Origin of the sequence: Baekduia soli (assembly GCF_007970665.1) — a bacterium.
GTDB lineage: Bacteria > Actinomycetota > Thermoleophilia > Solirubrobacterales > Solirubrobacteraceae > Baekduia > Baekduia soli.
Genome location: NZ_CP042430.1, coordinates 5175832 through 5189524, shown reverse-complemented (window position 1 = coordinate 5189524; position 13693 = coordinate 5175832). Strand labels below are relative to the sequence as shown.

Genomic DNA, 13693 nt, shown 5'->3' with positions numbered 1-13693 from the left:
GGCCTTCCGGGTGCCCCGTGGCTTGACGAGGTCGCGCGCCTCGCCATACACTCGCGCCGCGGGGTCAACCAACCGATAGGTAGACGAGGAGACCGGGGCAGCTCATGGGCTACTTCTGCGGGATCGACATCGGCGGGACGTTCACGGACTGCGTGGTCCTCGACGATACGGGCGCCATCACGCTGGCCAAGGTGTCCTCCACGCCGCCCAACTTCGCCGAGGGCTTCCTCAACGCGATCGACACCGTCGCCGGGCGGCTGGGCCTCTCGACGGCCGACTTCCTGGGCTCCACCGACCTGCTGCTGCACGGCACCACGGTGGGCACGAACGCGCTCGTGCAGATGAAGGGCGCCAGGACGGGGCTCATCACGACCCGCGGCCACGGCGACGCGCTGATCATCATGCGCTCGGCCGGGCGCTCGGCCGGCCTGACGATCGACGAGCTGCTGCACGTCTCGCGCCACAAGAAGCCCGAGCCGATCGTCCCGCGCACGCGCATCAAGGAGGTCTCCGAGCGCACGGACTGGGCCGGAGACGTCCTGCTCGAGCTCAACGAGGACGAGGTCCGCACCGCGATCTCCGAGCTCGTGGCCGACGGCGTCGAGGCGATCGCCGTGTCGTTCCTCTGGGGCTTCGTCAACGCCGACCACGAGCTGCGGGTCAAGGCGATGATCGAGGAGCTCGCCCCCGGGGTGCTCATCTCCTGCGCCCACGAGCTCATCGCCAAGCCCGGCGAGTACGAGCGCACCGCCGCGGCGGCCATCAACGCCTTCATCGGGCCGGCCACCTCGAGCTACATCCAGCAGGTCGACCGCGTCACGACCGAGCGCGGCTACACGAACCCGCTGCTCATCATGCAGGCCGCGGGCGGCGTGGTGCACGCCGAGGAGGCCGCACGCCACCCGCTCTTCACGATCGCCTCCGGCCCGGTCGGCGGCGTCGCGGGCGCCGCGTACCTCGCGCAGCGCATGGGCCACCCCAACGTCATCGCCTGCGACATGGGCGGCACGTCGTTCGACGTGGGGATCATCGTCGACGGTGACCCGGTCACCTCGTCGGAGACCGTGATCAACCAGTACACCTTCTTCATGCCGCGGGTGGACATCGAGTCCATCGGGTCCGGCGGAGGGTCGCTGCTCTGGGTCGACGACCACTCCCAGACGATGCGCGTGGGGCCCCAGAGCGCGGGCGCCCTGCCCGGGCCCGTCTGCTACGGCCGCGGCGGCACCGAGCCGACCGTCACCGACTGCGACGCGGTCCTGGGCCGCTACAACCCCGACAACTTCCTCGGCGGCGAGCTCGAGCTGGACCGCGACGGCGCCCTGGCCGCCGTGGAGCGCGTGGCCTCCGGGATCGGCCTGGAGCCGGTGGCGGCCGCCGACGGCGCGCTGCGCATCGTCGAATCCCAGATGGCCGACCTCATGCGCCAGATGACCGTCGAGCGCGGCCGCGACCCGCGCGACTTCGTCATCTACGCGTTCGGCGGCGCCGGCGCGGCACACGCGGTGGCCTTCGCCCGCGAGCTCGGCGCCCAGCAGGTCGTCATCCCGCTCGGCGACCTGGCCTCGACCTGGTCGGCCCTGGGCGTCATGACGTCCGACGTCCTGCACGTGCGCGAGCACTCCGAGGTCCTCATCGCGCCGTTCTCGCACGAACGCATGAACGAGGTCTTCGCCCAGATGGAGGCCTCCGCGCGCGAGCAGCTGACGGCCGAGGGCTTCGCCGAGGCCGACATCGAGCTGACCCGCCTGGTCGAGATGAAGTTCTCGCTGCAGATCCACCAGGTCGAGGTCCCGGTGCCCGGCGGCACGCTGACCGCGCAGGACGCCGAGGAGCAGGTCGGCCGGTTCATCGCCCGCTACGAGGAGATCTACGGCAAGGGCTCGGCGTTCGTCGGGGCCGGCACGTCGATCGGCCTCTTCAAGCTCCTGGCCCGCGGCAAGGTGCGCACGCCGGTGCCGCCGCCGATCGACCGCAGCGACACCGAGCCCGTCGGCCGCCGCGACGTCTACTGGCGCGAGCACGGCGCGTTCACGCCGACCGACATCTTCGACGGCTCGCGGCTCTCGCCCGCCGCCGAGGTCGACGGCCCGGCGATCCTCGAGTTCCCCGACACGACCGTCGTCGTGCCTCCGGGCGCCTCCGCGCGCCTGGACGAGCTCGGCAGCGTCCTCATCGACGTCGGCACCGAGGCCGGCTCGGGATCCACCGGCACCCACGCCACCGCGTCCGCCTGACCGCCCGCCCCACCGCAACCGACAAGGACCGAGAACCCATGGCCACCGACGTCGACACGACCATCAAGTGGGACGGCAGCGTCTACCCCTACATCGCGCCCGACCAGCTCGACATCCACCCCTCGCTGCAGCTGCACACCGACGCCGACGAGACCGTCGACCCCGTGACGCACGAGGTGCTGCGCCACGCCCTCTGGAACGTCAACGTCGAGCACGGGCAGTCGATCATCCGCACGTCGGGGTCGCCGATCTGCGCCTACGGGCACGACTTCAACCCGGCGATCCTCGACGAGGAGGGCGGCTACGTCTTCTTCGGCAAGTACAACCTGTACCTGGCGGTCAGCAGCGCGACCGCGGTGAAGTGGACGCTCGAGTACCGGTCCGAGAAGCCCGGCATCCACGAGGGCGACATGTACCTCACCAACGACCCGTGGATCGGGACGACGCACCAGCCCGACGTCGTCATCGCCTGCCCGGTGTTCGTCGACGGCAAGCTCTTCTGCTGGGTCTCCAACACGCTGCACCAATGGGACCTCGGCGGCACCGCACCGGGCGGGTTCAACCCGATGGCCGAGGACGTCTACTGGGAGGTCCCCTGCTACCCGCCGGTCAAGATCGTCGAGGGCGGCGAGATCCGCCGCGACATCGAGGAGCTCTACACGCGCAACTCGCGCCTGGGCGACCTCGTGGCGCTGGACCTGCGCTCGCAGGTGACCGGATGCAACGTCGCCCGTGACCGCGTCCTGGCCCTCGTCGCCCGCTACGGGGCGAGCACCGTCAAGGCGACGATGCGCAAGGTCCAGGACGACTCCGCGGCCGCGTTCTCCAAGCGCCTGGAGAGCATCCCGGACGGCACGTGGACCGAGGAGGGCTGGATGGAGGTCAAGCTCCCCGGCGACCGCGGCCTGTACCGCAACCGGGTCAAGCTGACCAAGCGCGGCGGCAAGCTCGTGTTCTCCAACGAGGGCTCGGCCGAGCAGCAGGGCGCGCTGAATGCGTGCCTGGCGGCGTGGAAGGGCGCGGTCATCAGCATGCTCGCATCGACGATGCTCTTCGACCAGATGTTCGCGCTGGAGGGCGCCATGCGGAACATCGAGTTCGAGGTCGTGCCGGGCACGATCAGCTGTGCGACGCGGCCGGCGGCGGTCTCCGGCGGCCCGCCGACGACGCTGCTGCACTCGATCGGCATGGCCGGCCTGGTCATCTCCAAGATGCTGTTCTCGTCGACCGACGAGCGCCTGCGCGAGGAGGTCATGAGCTGCATGGGCGTCCTCGGCTACCCGGTCAACGCGATCTCGGGCCTGGACCAGCGCGGCAGCCAGTACGTCTCGTTCCTCAACGATCCCGTGGGCGCCGCGCTCGCGGCGCTGCCCTGGCGCGACGGCCAGGACACGGGCGGCTGGCCGTGGGACCTGCAGTCCACGATCCCCAACGTGGAGGACAACGAGCTCTTCTACCCCATCATCTACCTGTGGCGCCGCGAGGTGGCGAACTCCGGCGGCGCCGGCAAGTTCCGCGGCGGCAACGGCTGCGAGGGGGCGGTGCTCAGCCACAAGACCGACCGCATCAACTGGGTCACCGTGGGCGCCGAGGTCGCCGTCCCGGGCCCCGGCCTGTTCGGCGGCTACCCGACGTCGACCAACGCGTTCCGGCTCATCAAGGGCGCCGACGTGCCCGGCTACATGGAGCGCACCGGCACCACGCCGACCGAACCCGAGCAGCTGGCGGGCGAGACCGACTGGGTCCCGGCCAAGTCCTTCGACCGCTTCACCGAACGCGACGACCTGTGGATCTTCAGCTGGGCGGGCGCCGGCGGCTACGGCGACCCGCTGGAGCGCGACCCGGAGATGGTCCGCGAGGACGTCCTGCTGGGCCGCGTGACCGCCGACTGGGGGCTGAAGGCCTACGGCGTGGTGCTCACCGGCGAGGGCGAGGACCTGGCCGTCGACGCCGAGGCCACCGCCGCCCGGCGGGCCACGGTCATCGGGCAGCGCCTGGCCGAGGGCCGGCCGTGGACGGGCGACGAGGACTGCGCGGGGGAGGGCGACGGGACGGTGCCGCCCGACGGCGTCGTGAGCGAGTACATCGACATCGCCGACGGGCGGTTCCACGCCGGCGACGTGGATCTCGGGCCGGCCGAGGGCAACTACAAGGCCAAGGCGCTCATCCGCGACATGCCGCTCGACGAGGGCAACCCGACGCTGCGCGACCCGGCGATCTACACCGACCACGAGGTGCAGTTCCGCGAGGTGATCTGCCCGGAGACGGGCCGGCTGCTCCAGACCGAGATCGTCGTGGACGGCGCGCCGCCGCGGTGGGACCTGAGGCCAGGCCAGGTCTAGGAGCGCGTGCAACTCGGGATCTACTTCGACCTGCGCGACCCGGAGCCGTGGCGGGTCGGGACCGATCGGGTCCACGGCCGTGCACTGGAGGCCGCGGAGGAGGCCGACCGCCGCGGGCTGCGGTCGGTCTGGCTGTCCGAGCACCACCTGTTCGCCGACGGCTACCTGCCGCAGCCGCTGGTGTTCGCCGCGGCCGTCGCCGCGCGCACCCGCACCGTGCGTGTGGGCACCGCGGTGCTGCTGGCCCCGCTGCGCCCGGCGATCGACATCGCCGAGCAGGCCGCGGTCGTCGACCAGCTCAGCGGCGGCCGGCTGGAGCTCGGGCTCGGCGCCGGGTACCGCGTGCCCGAGTTCGAGGCGTTCGGGGTCGATCCGGCCCGGCGCTTCGCGCTCCTCGAGCAGCGCGCCGTCGAGGTGCGCGCGCTGTGGGAGGGCGCGGCGGTGACGCCCGGGCCGCTCCAGGAGCGCCCGCCGATCTGGGTCGGCGCCCATGGCGCGCGCGGCGCGCGGCTGGCAGGCCGATCAGGCGCCGGGCTGCTCAGTCTCAACCCCGAGCTGTGGGCGCCCTACCTCGAGGCGCGCGCCCTGGCCGGGCATCCCCTCGCCGGCCTCCGCGTCTCCGGGCCGCTGTCGGTGCTGCTGGCCGACGACCCCGAGCGCACCCGCGCGCTCGTCGCGCCGTACGCCGAGCACCAGTGGGCGACCTACGACTCCTACGCACACGAGGGCGCGCCCGAGGGTCCGCTCACGCGCCTGTTCGCCGCACGCGGCGCCGGCGCGCCGCCGCCGGTGCGCGTCCTCACCGTGGAGCAGGCCGCGGCCGAGCTGACGAGCCTCGGGCAGAGGCTGCCCCTCGGGCACGTCTTCCTGTGGGAGCGTGTCGCCGGCATGCCCGACGTGATCGCCGAGCGCCACGTCGAGCTGCTGGCGAGCGGGCTCGCACCGCTGCTGGCCGACGCGGAGCCGACCCACCCTGCTGCTGTCCCCAACGCCATGGCGCCGGAACCGGTGCCGAGAGGAGACCGACGATGAAGTTCGGACTGCTGTTCAAGCCCCAGGACCCGCCGGACGCCAGCAACATCGTGTTGCGCTGGAAGGAGCTCCTGGAGGCCGGCAAGCTCGCGGAGTCCGTCGGCTTCGACGGGCTGTTCATCCCCGAGCACCACATGATGCCCGACGGCTACTGCCCGTCCCCGTGGGGCCCGTTGGGTGCGCTAGCGGCCTCGACGTCGCGGGTCGACATCGGGACGACCGTGCACCTCCTGCCCTTCGAGCACCCGATCCACGCCGCCGAGCACGCGGCGATGGTCGACATCATCAGCAACGGCCGCCTCAAGCTCGGCGTCGGCATGGGCAACTTCCCCGCCGAGTTCGAGCTGTACGGCCTGAACCCGAAGACCCAGGTCTCACGCTTCGAGCAGTGCGTCGAGCTCGTCCAGCGGGCGTGGGCCGGCGAGGACCTCGACTACCACTCCAAGCACTTCGACATCAAGGGCAAGATCAGCCCGCTGCCTGTCGCCGCCGAGATGTGGATGGGCGCGATGTCCGAGCCCGGCGTCCGCCGTGCCGCGCGCTTCGGCCTGCCGTGGGCGACCGACCCGCTGCACAACCTCCAGGTCATGAAGCACTGGACCAAGATGTACCGCGACGCGGCCGACGAGTACGGCACCGCCGACAAGCAGAGCGTCGTGCTGCTGCGCGACGGCTGGGTCGCGGACTCCATGGCCGAGGTCGAGAAGACGTGGTGGCCGGTCATCCGCGCCGAGCACTGGTTCTACTTCGAGAAGGTCCCGCGCTGGGTCGAGGAGTTCGAGCCGTTCCTGGCCGACATCAAGGGCGAGGCGGACTTCCGCTTCGACCAGCATCACCAGGAGCGCTTCATCGTCGGCAGCCCGGAGCAGTGCATCGAGTCGGTCCAGCACTTCAAGGACGAGCTCGACATGGACTACCTCATCATGTCGTTCCGGGAGGCCAACGGCCCGAGCTTCGAAGAGGAGCTGGCCTGCATCGAGCGGTTCGGCAAGGAGGTCATCCCCGCCTTCCGGTAGGGATCACTCCCATGACGGACACCGAGACAGGCGCGGGGCCGCAGATCGCGGCCCCGCCGGTGGTGACGGCGCTGGACGAGTCCTACGGCCATCAGCGCGTCGCCCCGCGCACGCAGACCGAGCACGAGAGCCCGAACTGGCAGGAGCGCTGCTACCACCTGCTCTTCGCGGGCGACGACCTCATCCTCAACATGGGGCGCGCGGTGTGGCCGCAGGCCGGCCTGCGGCGGGCGTTCCTCGGGGCCTGCACCGGCACCGTGCAGCACTGTGTGCGCGTCGACGCGCCCTACGCGCCGGGCGACGACCCCGACGAGCCGGTCGTCGACGGGGTGCGCGTGCAGTCGGTCGCGCCCCTGAAGGAGGTCGAGCTGGCCTACGCCGACCCCGACGGGTCGCTCGCGCTGGAGCTCACCTACCGCTCGCGCTTCGTGCCGCTGCCCACCACGCCGCTGCGCATCGAGCAGGACGGCGCGGTGGCCACCCACTACATGAACTTCTTCCAGTCCGGCGTCTACGACGGCTGGGTGGAGGTCGAGGGCAACCGCCACGAGGTCCGCGGCCGCCACGGCTTCCGCGACCGCGGCTGGGGGGTCCGAAAGCACGAGGGCGCGCCGCGCCGCGGCCTCGTCCTGGCCGTCATGGCCGAGTTCGCCGGCCGGGCCCTGTACATGCTGCTGTTCGAGACGGCGTCGGGGCGCCGCGTGCTCCAGGACGGCTGGCTCGTCGACGGCTCCGGCACGGTGCGCCAGGTCACCGGCATCGAGCACGACCTGACGTTCGACGGCGTGCTGCTGTCCGGCGGGCAGTTGGGCGTCGACCTCGACGACGGCCGCCGGCTGACCGTCGGGATCGACCCGCGCATCCGGCTGTTCCTCTCCGGCGTGGGCTACTCACCCGACCCCGTCCGCCAGGGACCGGGCCGGGAGCGCCACGACCTGACCGACCCGGCGGTCGTGGCCTTCCTGCGCGGCCAGACCGACCACGGGACGGTGTTCACCCTGGACGGCGAGCCGGGCCACGGCTACGTGGAGACGGGGCTGGGCGTCCATGCGCGCTACCTGCCCTCCGAGGACGGCGGCCCGCGATGAGCGGCCTGGGCCCGGCGGGCATGGACCCGACCCAGCTCCTGCTCGCGCACGCCGAGATCCGCCAGCTGCCGCTGCGCTACGCCTACGCCCAGGACTTCCGCGACGCCGAGCTGCTGCTGTCACTGTGGGCCGAGGTCGACGAGCCGGCCGAGTACCCCGACATCGACCTGCACACCGTCCGGCGCGAGCACGAGCGCTGGTTTCGCAAGGGCCCGACGGTGCACTTCGTGGGCAACCACCTCATCGAGCTCGACGACGCCGAGCACGCCCACGGGACGGTCTACTGCTGGGCGCAGCTGGACTTCGGCGAGGAGTTCGTCGACCAGTCGATCCTCTACCAGGACCGCTACGTGCGCCAGGACGGCCGCTGGCTGTTCCACCACCGCCGCCACCTGCTGTGGTTCGGCCAGGCCCGGGCGGAGAACCCGATCGCCCAGGCCGGCGAGGACTGGCCCCACTCGCACACGGGCCGTGGCGTGCTGCCCGGCGAGCTGCGGCGCGACGGGGGCTGAGCGCCGCCCGTCCGCTCAGGGTGCCGAGGCGGGGAACAGGTCCAGGGTGCGGGAGACGATCTCCTCCAGCCCGACGTCGAACAGCTCGATCGGGTTGCCGTCGGGGTCGGCGACGTACATGACCTTCGCGCCGCCCCAGTCGATGGGCTCGGGCCACAGCGTGCTGCCGCCGGCGGCCACGACGCGCCGGGTCGTCTCGTCCACATCGTCGACGACGAGCGCGAAGTGGGGCAGGCGGCCGCGGACGGGGTCCTTTGCCCAGTCGGGCGCGCCGCTGAGGAACTGCATGATCTCGACGGCGCCCGTGCGGAAGCCGAGGTAGCAGAACGTGAACGCGACATCGTCGTCGCCGCCGAGCACGTACTGCGCCCCGGCACCCTCGTTGACGGCCGGGCGGAACAGGTAGCGGGCGTCGAGCGCCTCGATGTAGAACGCGGCGGATCGCTCGATGTCGGCGACGAGCATGCCGGAGTGGTGCAGCTGGTCGGTGGGCATGGGTCCTCCGGGTCGGTGGCGGTGCGGTCAGCCGCGGAGCGGGCGGAAGAACGCGCGGACGTCCTCCACCAGGGCCTCGGGCTCCTCGGCGGGCGCGAAGTGGCCGCCGGACTTCATGTAGGTCAGGCGCTGCAGGTTGTAGTACTCGTGCAGCCAGGCCCGCGGCATGATCGCGAGCTCCTGCGGGAAGATCGCCACGCCGGTCGGCGACCGCACCACGGGCCGCGCGTCGTCGACGGGCCGCCACGGATGGTGCTTGGCCTCCCAGTAGAACCGCGCGCTGGACACGTAGCTCTCGGTGATCCAGTAGAGCATCGTCGTCGTGATGAGGTCGTCCTTGGAGAACCGCCGCTCGACGTCGCCGTCGCAGTCGCTCCACCAGCGCCGGCGGTCGACCAGCCAGGCGAGCAGCCCGACCGGCGAGTCGTGCAACCCGTAGGAGACCGTCTGCGGATCGGTGCTCTGGACGACGACGTGCGTCGTGGCGTGCGCCATCCGCGCCTGCGTGTGGTGGTAGAAGTGGCGCTCGTCGGGCTCGTAGGCGTCCTCGCCAGGCAGCTGGGCGGTGAACAGGTCCATCGGCATCGCCAGGCTCAGGTGCACGCCGATCATGTGCTGGGGGTATCGATGGCCGAGCTGGGAGCTGACGAGATGCCCCCAGTCCCCGCCCTGCGCGGCGAAGCGGTCATAGCCCAGGACGTCGCGCATGAGGGTGACCCACAGGTCTGCCGTGCGGTGGAAGTTGATGCCCGTGCGGCGCAGCGGCGTCGAGAACCCGAAGCCGGGCAGCGAGGGGACGACGACGTCGAAGGCGTCGGCCGGGTCGCCGCCGTGCGCCGCGGGGTCGCTGAGCGGGCCGATGACGTGCTGGAAGTCCCAGAACGTCCACGGCCAGCCGTGCGACAGGATCAGGGGGATCGGCGCCGGCCCGCGCCCCCGCTCGTGGATGAAGTGCACCGGCACGTCGTCGATCGTCGTGCGGAAGTTGGCGTAGGCGTTGATGCGGCGCTCGTGCTCGCGCCAGTCATACCGCATGCGCCAGTGCTCGACGAGGTCCTCGAGGTAGGCGCGCTGTGCGCCGTAGCGCCAGTCGTCGTTCTCCGGGTCGATGGGCCAGCGCGTGCGGGCCAGGCGCCCGGCGAGGTCCTCCAGGACCGCGTCCGGCACGTCGACGACGAAGGGCTCCGCCGCTGGGCTCATGCGGCGGCCCCGGCCGGGCGCGGGGCGTCCAGCGGCGTCGGCGGCTCGGTGGCGTAGTCGTAGAAGCCTCGCCCGGACTTGCGGCCGGTGAAGCCTGCGGCGACGAGCTTGCGCAGCGTCGGAGGCGCCGAGAACCGGGTCTCGTGGTACTCCTCGAACATGACGTCGGTCATGGCCATCACGACGTCGAGCCCCACGAAGTCCAGCAGCGTGAACGGGCCCATGGGGTGGCCGGTGCCCTTGCGCATGCCGAGGTCGATGTCGGCGATCGTGCCGAAGCCGCCCTCCATCGCCCGTACGGCATCCAGGACGTAGGGCAACAGGAGCCGGTTGACCAGGAAGCCGGCTCGGTCGGGCGCCTGCACCACGTCCCTGCCGAGTCGCCGGCCGTAGGCGAGCCCGACCGCCACGGCGGCGTCGGACGAGGCGACCGAGCCGACGACCTCCAGCAGGCTCATCATCTGCGGCGGGTTGAAGAAGTGCAGCCCGATGAAGCGGTCGGGGCGGTCGGTGACCACCGCCTGGTCGATGACCGACAGCGACGAGGTGTTCGTCGCGCACACCGCGTCGGGGCCCAGCAGCGGTGCGACGGCGCGCCACACGCCGAGCTTGGTCGCCAGGTCCTCGTCGACGGCCTCGATGACCAGGTCGCAGTCGGCGAGGTCGGCGACGTCGACCGTGGGGGCGATGCGGGCGCGGACATCGGCCGCCGATCCGTCCAGGCCGCCCTTGGCCTCGAGCCGCGCCAGGCTGGCGTCGATGCGGGCCAGGCCCGCCTCGAGAGGCTCGGGACCGCGCTCGCAGACGACGACGCCGAGCCCGGCCTGGGCCGTGATCTGGGCGATCCCGTGACCCATCGCCCCGCACCCGACCACGCCGACCAAGTTGGTGTCCATCGCCACGCTCCTGTTGTCCGGACCCGACCGCTCCCCTAAGCTCACGGCGCACCGTAACAAACCAACGTTTGGGAGGTGACCCTGATCGTCCGGTCATCGCCCGCAGGAGGAGACACGTCATGGCCCAGGGAGCTCTCGCCCACATCGCACTGCTCGTGCGCGACCTCGACAAGGCGGTCGAGGACTGGACGCGCATCCTCACCGTGCTCGACCCCGACCAGCTGCTCGAGCCGCCGGTGATCATGCCGCGCTTCGGCCCCGAGTCCGACCCCGTGCGCTGGGCCACGTTCATCTGCCCGGGTGGGGCCGAGATCCAGCTCGTCGAGCCTCTCGGCGAAGGCGGCCGCGCCCAGCACCTGGCCAAGCACGGCGAGTGCGTCGACCACATCGCGTTCGTGCATCCCGACCCGGCCGCCGCCGCCCGTGCGCTGGACGCCGCCGGCGTGGAGGTCACCAGCACCGAGCTGGCCACCGACGACCGCCTGCCGTGGCAGGGCTGGACGTTCGTGACCGAGGATGCGGCACATGGCGCGCGCGTCGAGATCGCCTATCCCTACGTCGCCGTCGACGGGCACTGGGAGCCGCCTGCCGACGCCGGGCAGGCGTGAGCGGGGCTGAGGCGACGCCGGGCAGCCCGGAGCTCGGGCTCGGGGCGCCGACGCTGTGCGAGGCCTTCGCGGCGACCGTGCGCGGGGTGCCCGACCGGCTCGCGATCCGGACGGCCGACGGCACCCGAACCCTCACGTGGGCCGCGTACGACGCCGAGGTGCAGCGCTGCGCTGCGGCGCTCGCCGCGCTCGGCGTGGCCCCCGGGGACCGGGTCGCGCTTCTGTTGACCAACCGGCCGGAGTTCCATGTCGCCGACGCGGCCGTGATGCGGCTCGGCGGCGTGCCGTTCTCCGTCTACGCGACGTACTCGCGACCGCAGATCCAGAGCCTGCTCGACGACTCGGGTGCGCGGCTGCTGATGACCGAGCCGCGCTTCGCTGACGTCGTGGACAGCCTGGTGCTCGTGAACCCTGCGGGTCCCGGCGTGATCGCCGTGGGTGGCGCGGTGCCCGGCGCCGTCGCCTTGGAGGACCTGCCCGCACCGCCCCCGCCGGGCCCGTGGCCGGCACCGCAGGCCTCCGACGTCGTGACGCTGATCTACACCTCGGGCACGACCGGTCCGCCCAAGGGCGTCGAGCTGACCCACGGCAACGCCATGGCTGCGGCCCGCTCCTTCGCCGAGGTCATCGACCTGCGCGGCGAGACGCGCGTCATCTCGTTCCTGCCCATGGCGCACGTCGCCGAGCGCAACGTCAGCCACTACCTGCCGATGGCGCTGGGCTTCACGACGACCTGCTGCCCCGACCCGGCGCAGATCTACGACCTCGCGGCCGAGGTGCACCCGTCGTGGATGTTCGGCGTGCCGCGGATCTGGGAGAAGCTGCAGGCACGGATCGAGGCCGGGGTCAGCGCGCTGCCCGAGCCCGAGCGCCGTGCGTACCGCGACGCGATCGCGCGGGGGACGCAGGAGATCATCGCCGACGCCGGGGCGGGCCGGACGCTGCGCGTTCGGCGCCCCGGCCCGGAGGACGCCGGCGTGCTGGAGGTGCTGCGGCGCGCGCACGGGCTCGACCGCCTGCGCGCCGCCCACACCGGCGCCGCGCCGATGGCGGTCCACGTCGCGGCGTTCTTCCACGCGATCGGCGTACCGCTCGGCGAGCTGTGGGGCCTGTCGGAGACGACGGGCGGCGGCACGTCCAGCCCGGAGGGCGGGGTGCGGCTGGGGACCGTCGGTCGTCCGTCGCCGGGTGTCGAGCTGCGGATCGCGGCCGACCAGGAGATCCTCGTCCGCGGCCCGCTGCTCATGCGCGGCTACCACGGGCGCCCGGACGCCACGGCCGAGGCCATCGACCCCGACGGCTGGTTCCACACCGGCGACCTCGGCGCGCTCGACGACGACGGGTACCTCCGCCTCGTCGGGCGCAAGAAGGAGATCATCATCAACTCGGCGGGCAAGAACATGTCGCCGGCGCTCATCGAGGCCGAGCTCAAGGCGGCCTCGCCGCTGCTCGCCCATGCCTGCGTCATCGGCGACGCGCGGCCCTACAACGTCGCGCTGCTCGCGCTGGACCCCGACGTGCTGGCGGCGACGTTCGGGCCGGAGGCCGCGCCCGGCGACGCCGCCGTGCACGCGGCGCTGACCGATGCGGTGGAGCGCGCCAACGCCCGGCTGGCCCGGGTCGAGCAGATCAAGCGCTTCCACGTCGCGCCGCAGCCGTGGACGCCGCAGGACGGCCTCCTGACCCCGACGATGAAGCTGCGGCGCCAGCAGATCGCCGCCCACCACGCAGGGGTGATCGAGGCGCTCTACGCCGCGCTGCGGTGAGGGGCGCCGCCCGGTGGGACGGCGGGCGCCGGCCAGGCCGCGGGGCGCAGCAGCGCCGGCTGCGGCGCGAACCCGAAGGCCTCGCGGCGCACGTCATCGAGGCCGCGCCGGTGCTCGAGAGCCGGGGTGTGGAGCTCGCGCTCCACGGGGACCAGGCCGACGACGCCGGCCAGCGACGCGCGGGCGCGCTCGAGGTCCCCGACCGACAGCGTGACCGACACGATGGCGGGGGCGAGCGGGTAGTGCCGCGGCCGGATCCCGCCGGGCGTGGCGGCGCCCTCCTCGAGGATCTCCACGACGAGGGCCAGATCCGGGTCGCGGAACGCGACGCGGCGCAGGCCATCGTGGCGCAGCGGCTCGGTGATGGTCGCGCCGGCGGCACGCAGCCGGCCGAGCGTCTCGTCGAAGTCGGGCACGGCGACCGCGAACCCCGCCCAGCCGTGGTCGGCGGCGGTGCGGTCGACCGGGGCCCGACGGATCGCCGGCACCGTGGGACCGGCC

At 72.5% G+C, this 13693-nt stretch carries 12 protein-coding genes; 8 read left to right on the top strand and 4 right to left on the bottom strand.

Features of this window, described 5'->3' with window-relative positions; genetic code table 11:
- The first annotated feature begins 104 nt into the window (after nucleotides 1-104).
- From FSW04_RS25285 to FSW04_RS25260, 6 genes are read left to right on the top strand one after another with little or no spacing between them, the layout of a single operon-like run.
- Complete coding sequence (locus tag FSW04_RS25285) at nucleotides 105-2237, top strand: hydantoinase/oxoprolinase family protein (protein WP_146923339.1); 2133 nt, start codon at nucleotides 105-107, stop codon at nucleotides 2235-2237.
- Nucleotides 2238-2275: 38 nt separating this feature from the next.
- On the top strand, nucleotides 2276-4579 hold the full coding sequence (locus FSW04_RS25280; RefSeq protein WP_146923337.1) for a hydantoinase B/oxoprolinase family protein: 2304 nt from the start codon (nucleotides 2276-2278) through the stop codon (nucleotides 4577-4579).
- Nucleotides 4580-4585: 6 nt separating this feature from the next.
- Nucleotides 4586-5611, top strand: a complete 1026-nt coding sequence (locus FSW04_RS25275) for an LLM class flavin-dependent oxidoreductase (RefSeq protein ID WP_146923335.1) — start codon at nucleotides 4586-4588, stop codon at nucleotides 5609-5611.
- On the top strand, nucleotides 5608-6627 hold the full coding sequence (locus tag FSW04_RS25270) for an LLM class flavin-dependent oxidoreductase (protein ID WP_146923333.1): 1020 nt from the start codon (nucleotides 5608-5610) through the stop codon (nucleotides 6625-6627). The genes FSW04_RS25275 and FSW04_RS25270 overlap by 4 nt, the downstream gene beginning before the upstream one ends.
- Nucleotides 6628-6638: 11 nt before the next feature.
- The gene (locus tag FSW04_RS25265; RefSeq protein WP_146923331.1) at nucleotides 6639-7715 is read left to right on the top strand and encodes a hypothetical protein; all 1077 of its coding nucleotides are present in this window, start codon (nucleotides 6639-6641) and stop codon (nucleotides 7713-7715) included.
- Entirely contained in the window at nucleotides 7712-8227 is a 516-nt protein-coding gene (locus FSW04_RS25260; protein WP_146923330.1) for a nuclear transport factor 2 family protein, read from the top strand. Before FSW04_RS25265 ends, FSW04_RS25260 begins: the two co-directional genes overlap by 4 nt.
- A 15-nt stretch (nucleotides 8228-8242) precedes the next feature.
- On the opposite strand, the gene FSW04_RS25255 is transcribed toward FSW04_RS25260, so the two are convergent.
- Genes FSW04_RS25255 through FSW04_RS25245 form a run of 3 tightly spaced genes read right to left on the bottom strand, consistent with a single transcriptional unit; the run spans nucleotide 8243 to nucleotide 10818 of the window.
- A complete protein-coding gene (locus tag FSW04_RS25255; protein WP_146923328.1) occupies nucleotides 8243-8722 on the bottom strand; it encodes a VOC family protein in 480 nt (159 codons plus the stop codon).
- A gap of 27 nt (nucleotides 8723-8749) precedes the next feature.
- Nucleotides 8750-9922: an epoxide hydrolase family protein gene (locus FSW04_RS25250; RefSeq protein ID WP_146923326.1), complete on the bottom strand. Its 1173-nt coding sequence runs from the start codon at nucleotides 9920-9922 to the stop codon at nucleotides 8750-8752.
- Nucleotides 9919-10818 (bottom strand): 3-hydroxyacyl-CoA dehydrogenase family protein, encoded by a 900-nt coding sequence (locus tag FSW04_RS25245; RefSeq protein ID WP_146923323.1) that lies wholly within the window; start codon nucleotides 10816-10818, stop codon nucleotides 9919-9921. The genes FSW04_RS25250 and FSW04_RS25245 overlap by 4 nt, the downstream gene beginning before the upstream one ends.
- Nucleotides 10819-10937: 119 nt before the next feature.
- On the opposite strand from FSW04_RS25245, the gene FSW04_RS25240 reads away from it, so the two are divergent.
- Both FSW04_RS25240 and FSW04_RS25235 read left to right on the top strand, forming a co-directional pair.
- Entirely contained in the window at nucleotides 10938-11426 is a 489-nt protein-coding gene (locus FSW04_RS25240; protein ID WP_146923321.1) for a VOC family protein, read from the top strand.
- Nucleotides 11423-13192, top strand: coding sequence for an AMP-dependent synthetase/ligase (locus FSW04_RS25235; RefSeq protein WP_187369094.1), 1770 nt, complete (start codon nucleotides 11423-11425; stop codon nucleotides 13190-13192). Before FSW04_RS25240 ends, FSW04_RS25235 begins: the two co-directional genes overlap by 4 nt.
- On the opposite strand, the gene FSW04_RS25230 is transcribed toward FSW04_RS25235, so the two are convergent.
- The gene (locus FSW04_RS25230) at nucleotides 13174-13680 is read right to left on the bottom strand and encodes a VOC family protein (protein WP_146923317.1); all 507 of its coding nucleotides are present in this window, start codon (nucleotides 13678-13680) and stop codon (nucleotides 13174-13176) included. The two genes, FSW04_RS25235 and FSW04_RS25230, sit on opposite strands and share 19 nt — an antisense overlap.
- Between the last annotated feature and the right edge of the window lie 13 nt (nucleotides 13681-13693).

Excerpts from the sequence above, each read along its gene's own strand:
- FSW04_RS25285 (WP_146923339.1), top strand. The coding sequence starts at position 105 with ATGGGCTACTTCTGCGGGATCGACATCGGCGGGACGTTCACGGACTGC.
- FSW04_RS25280 (WP_146923337.1), top strand. The coding sequence starts at position 2,276 with ATGGCCACCGACGTCGACACGACCATCAAGTGGGACGGCAGCGTCTAC.
- FSW04_RS25270 (WP_146923333.1), top strand. The coding sequence starts at position 5,608 with ATGAAGTTCGGACTGCTGTTCAAGCCCCAGGACCCGCCGGACGCCAGC.
- FSW04_RS25265 (WP_146923331.1), top strand. The coding sequence starts at position 6,639 with ATGACGGACACCGAGACAGGCGCGGGGCCGCAGATCGCGGCCCCGCCG.
- FSW04_RS25260 (WP_146923330.1), top strand. The coding sequence starts at position 7,712 with ATGAGCGGCCTGGGCCCGGCGGGCATGGACCCGACCCAGCTCCTGCTC.
- FSW04_RS25255 (WP_146923328.1), bottom strand. The coding sequence starts at position 8,722 with ATGCCCACCGACCAGCTGCACCACTCCGGCATGCTCGTCGCCGACATC.
- FSW04_RS25250 (WP_146923326.1), bottom strand. The coding sequence starts at position 9,922 with ATGAGCCCAGCGGCGGAGCCCTTCGTCGTCGACGTGCCGGACGCGGTC.
- FSW04_RS25245 (WP_146923323.1), bottom strand. The coding sequence starts at position 10,818 with ATGGACACCAACTTGGTCGGCGTGGTCGGGTGCGGGGCGATGGGTCAC.
- FSW04_RS25240 (WP_146923321.1), top strand. The coding sequence starts at position 10,938 with ATGGCCCAGGGAGCTCTCGCCCACATCGCACTGCTCGTGCGCGACCTC.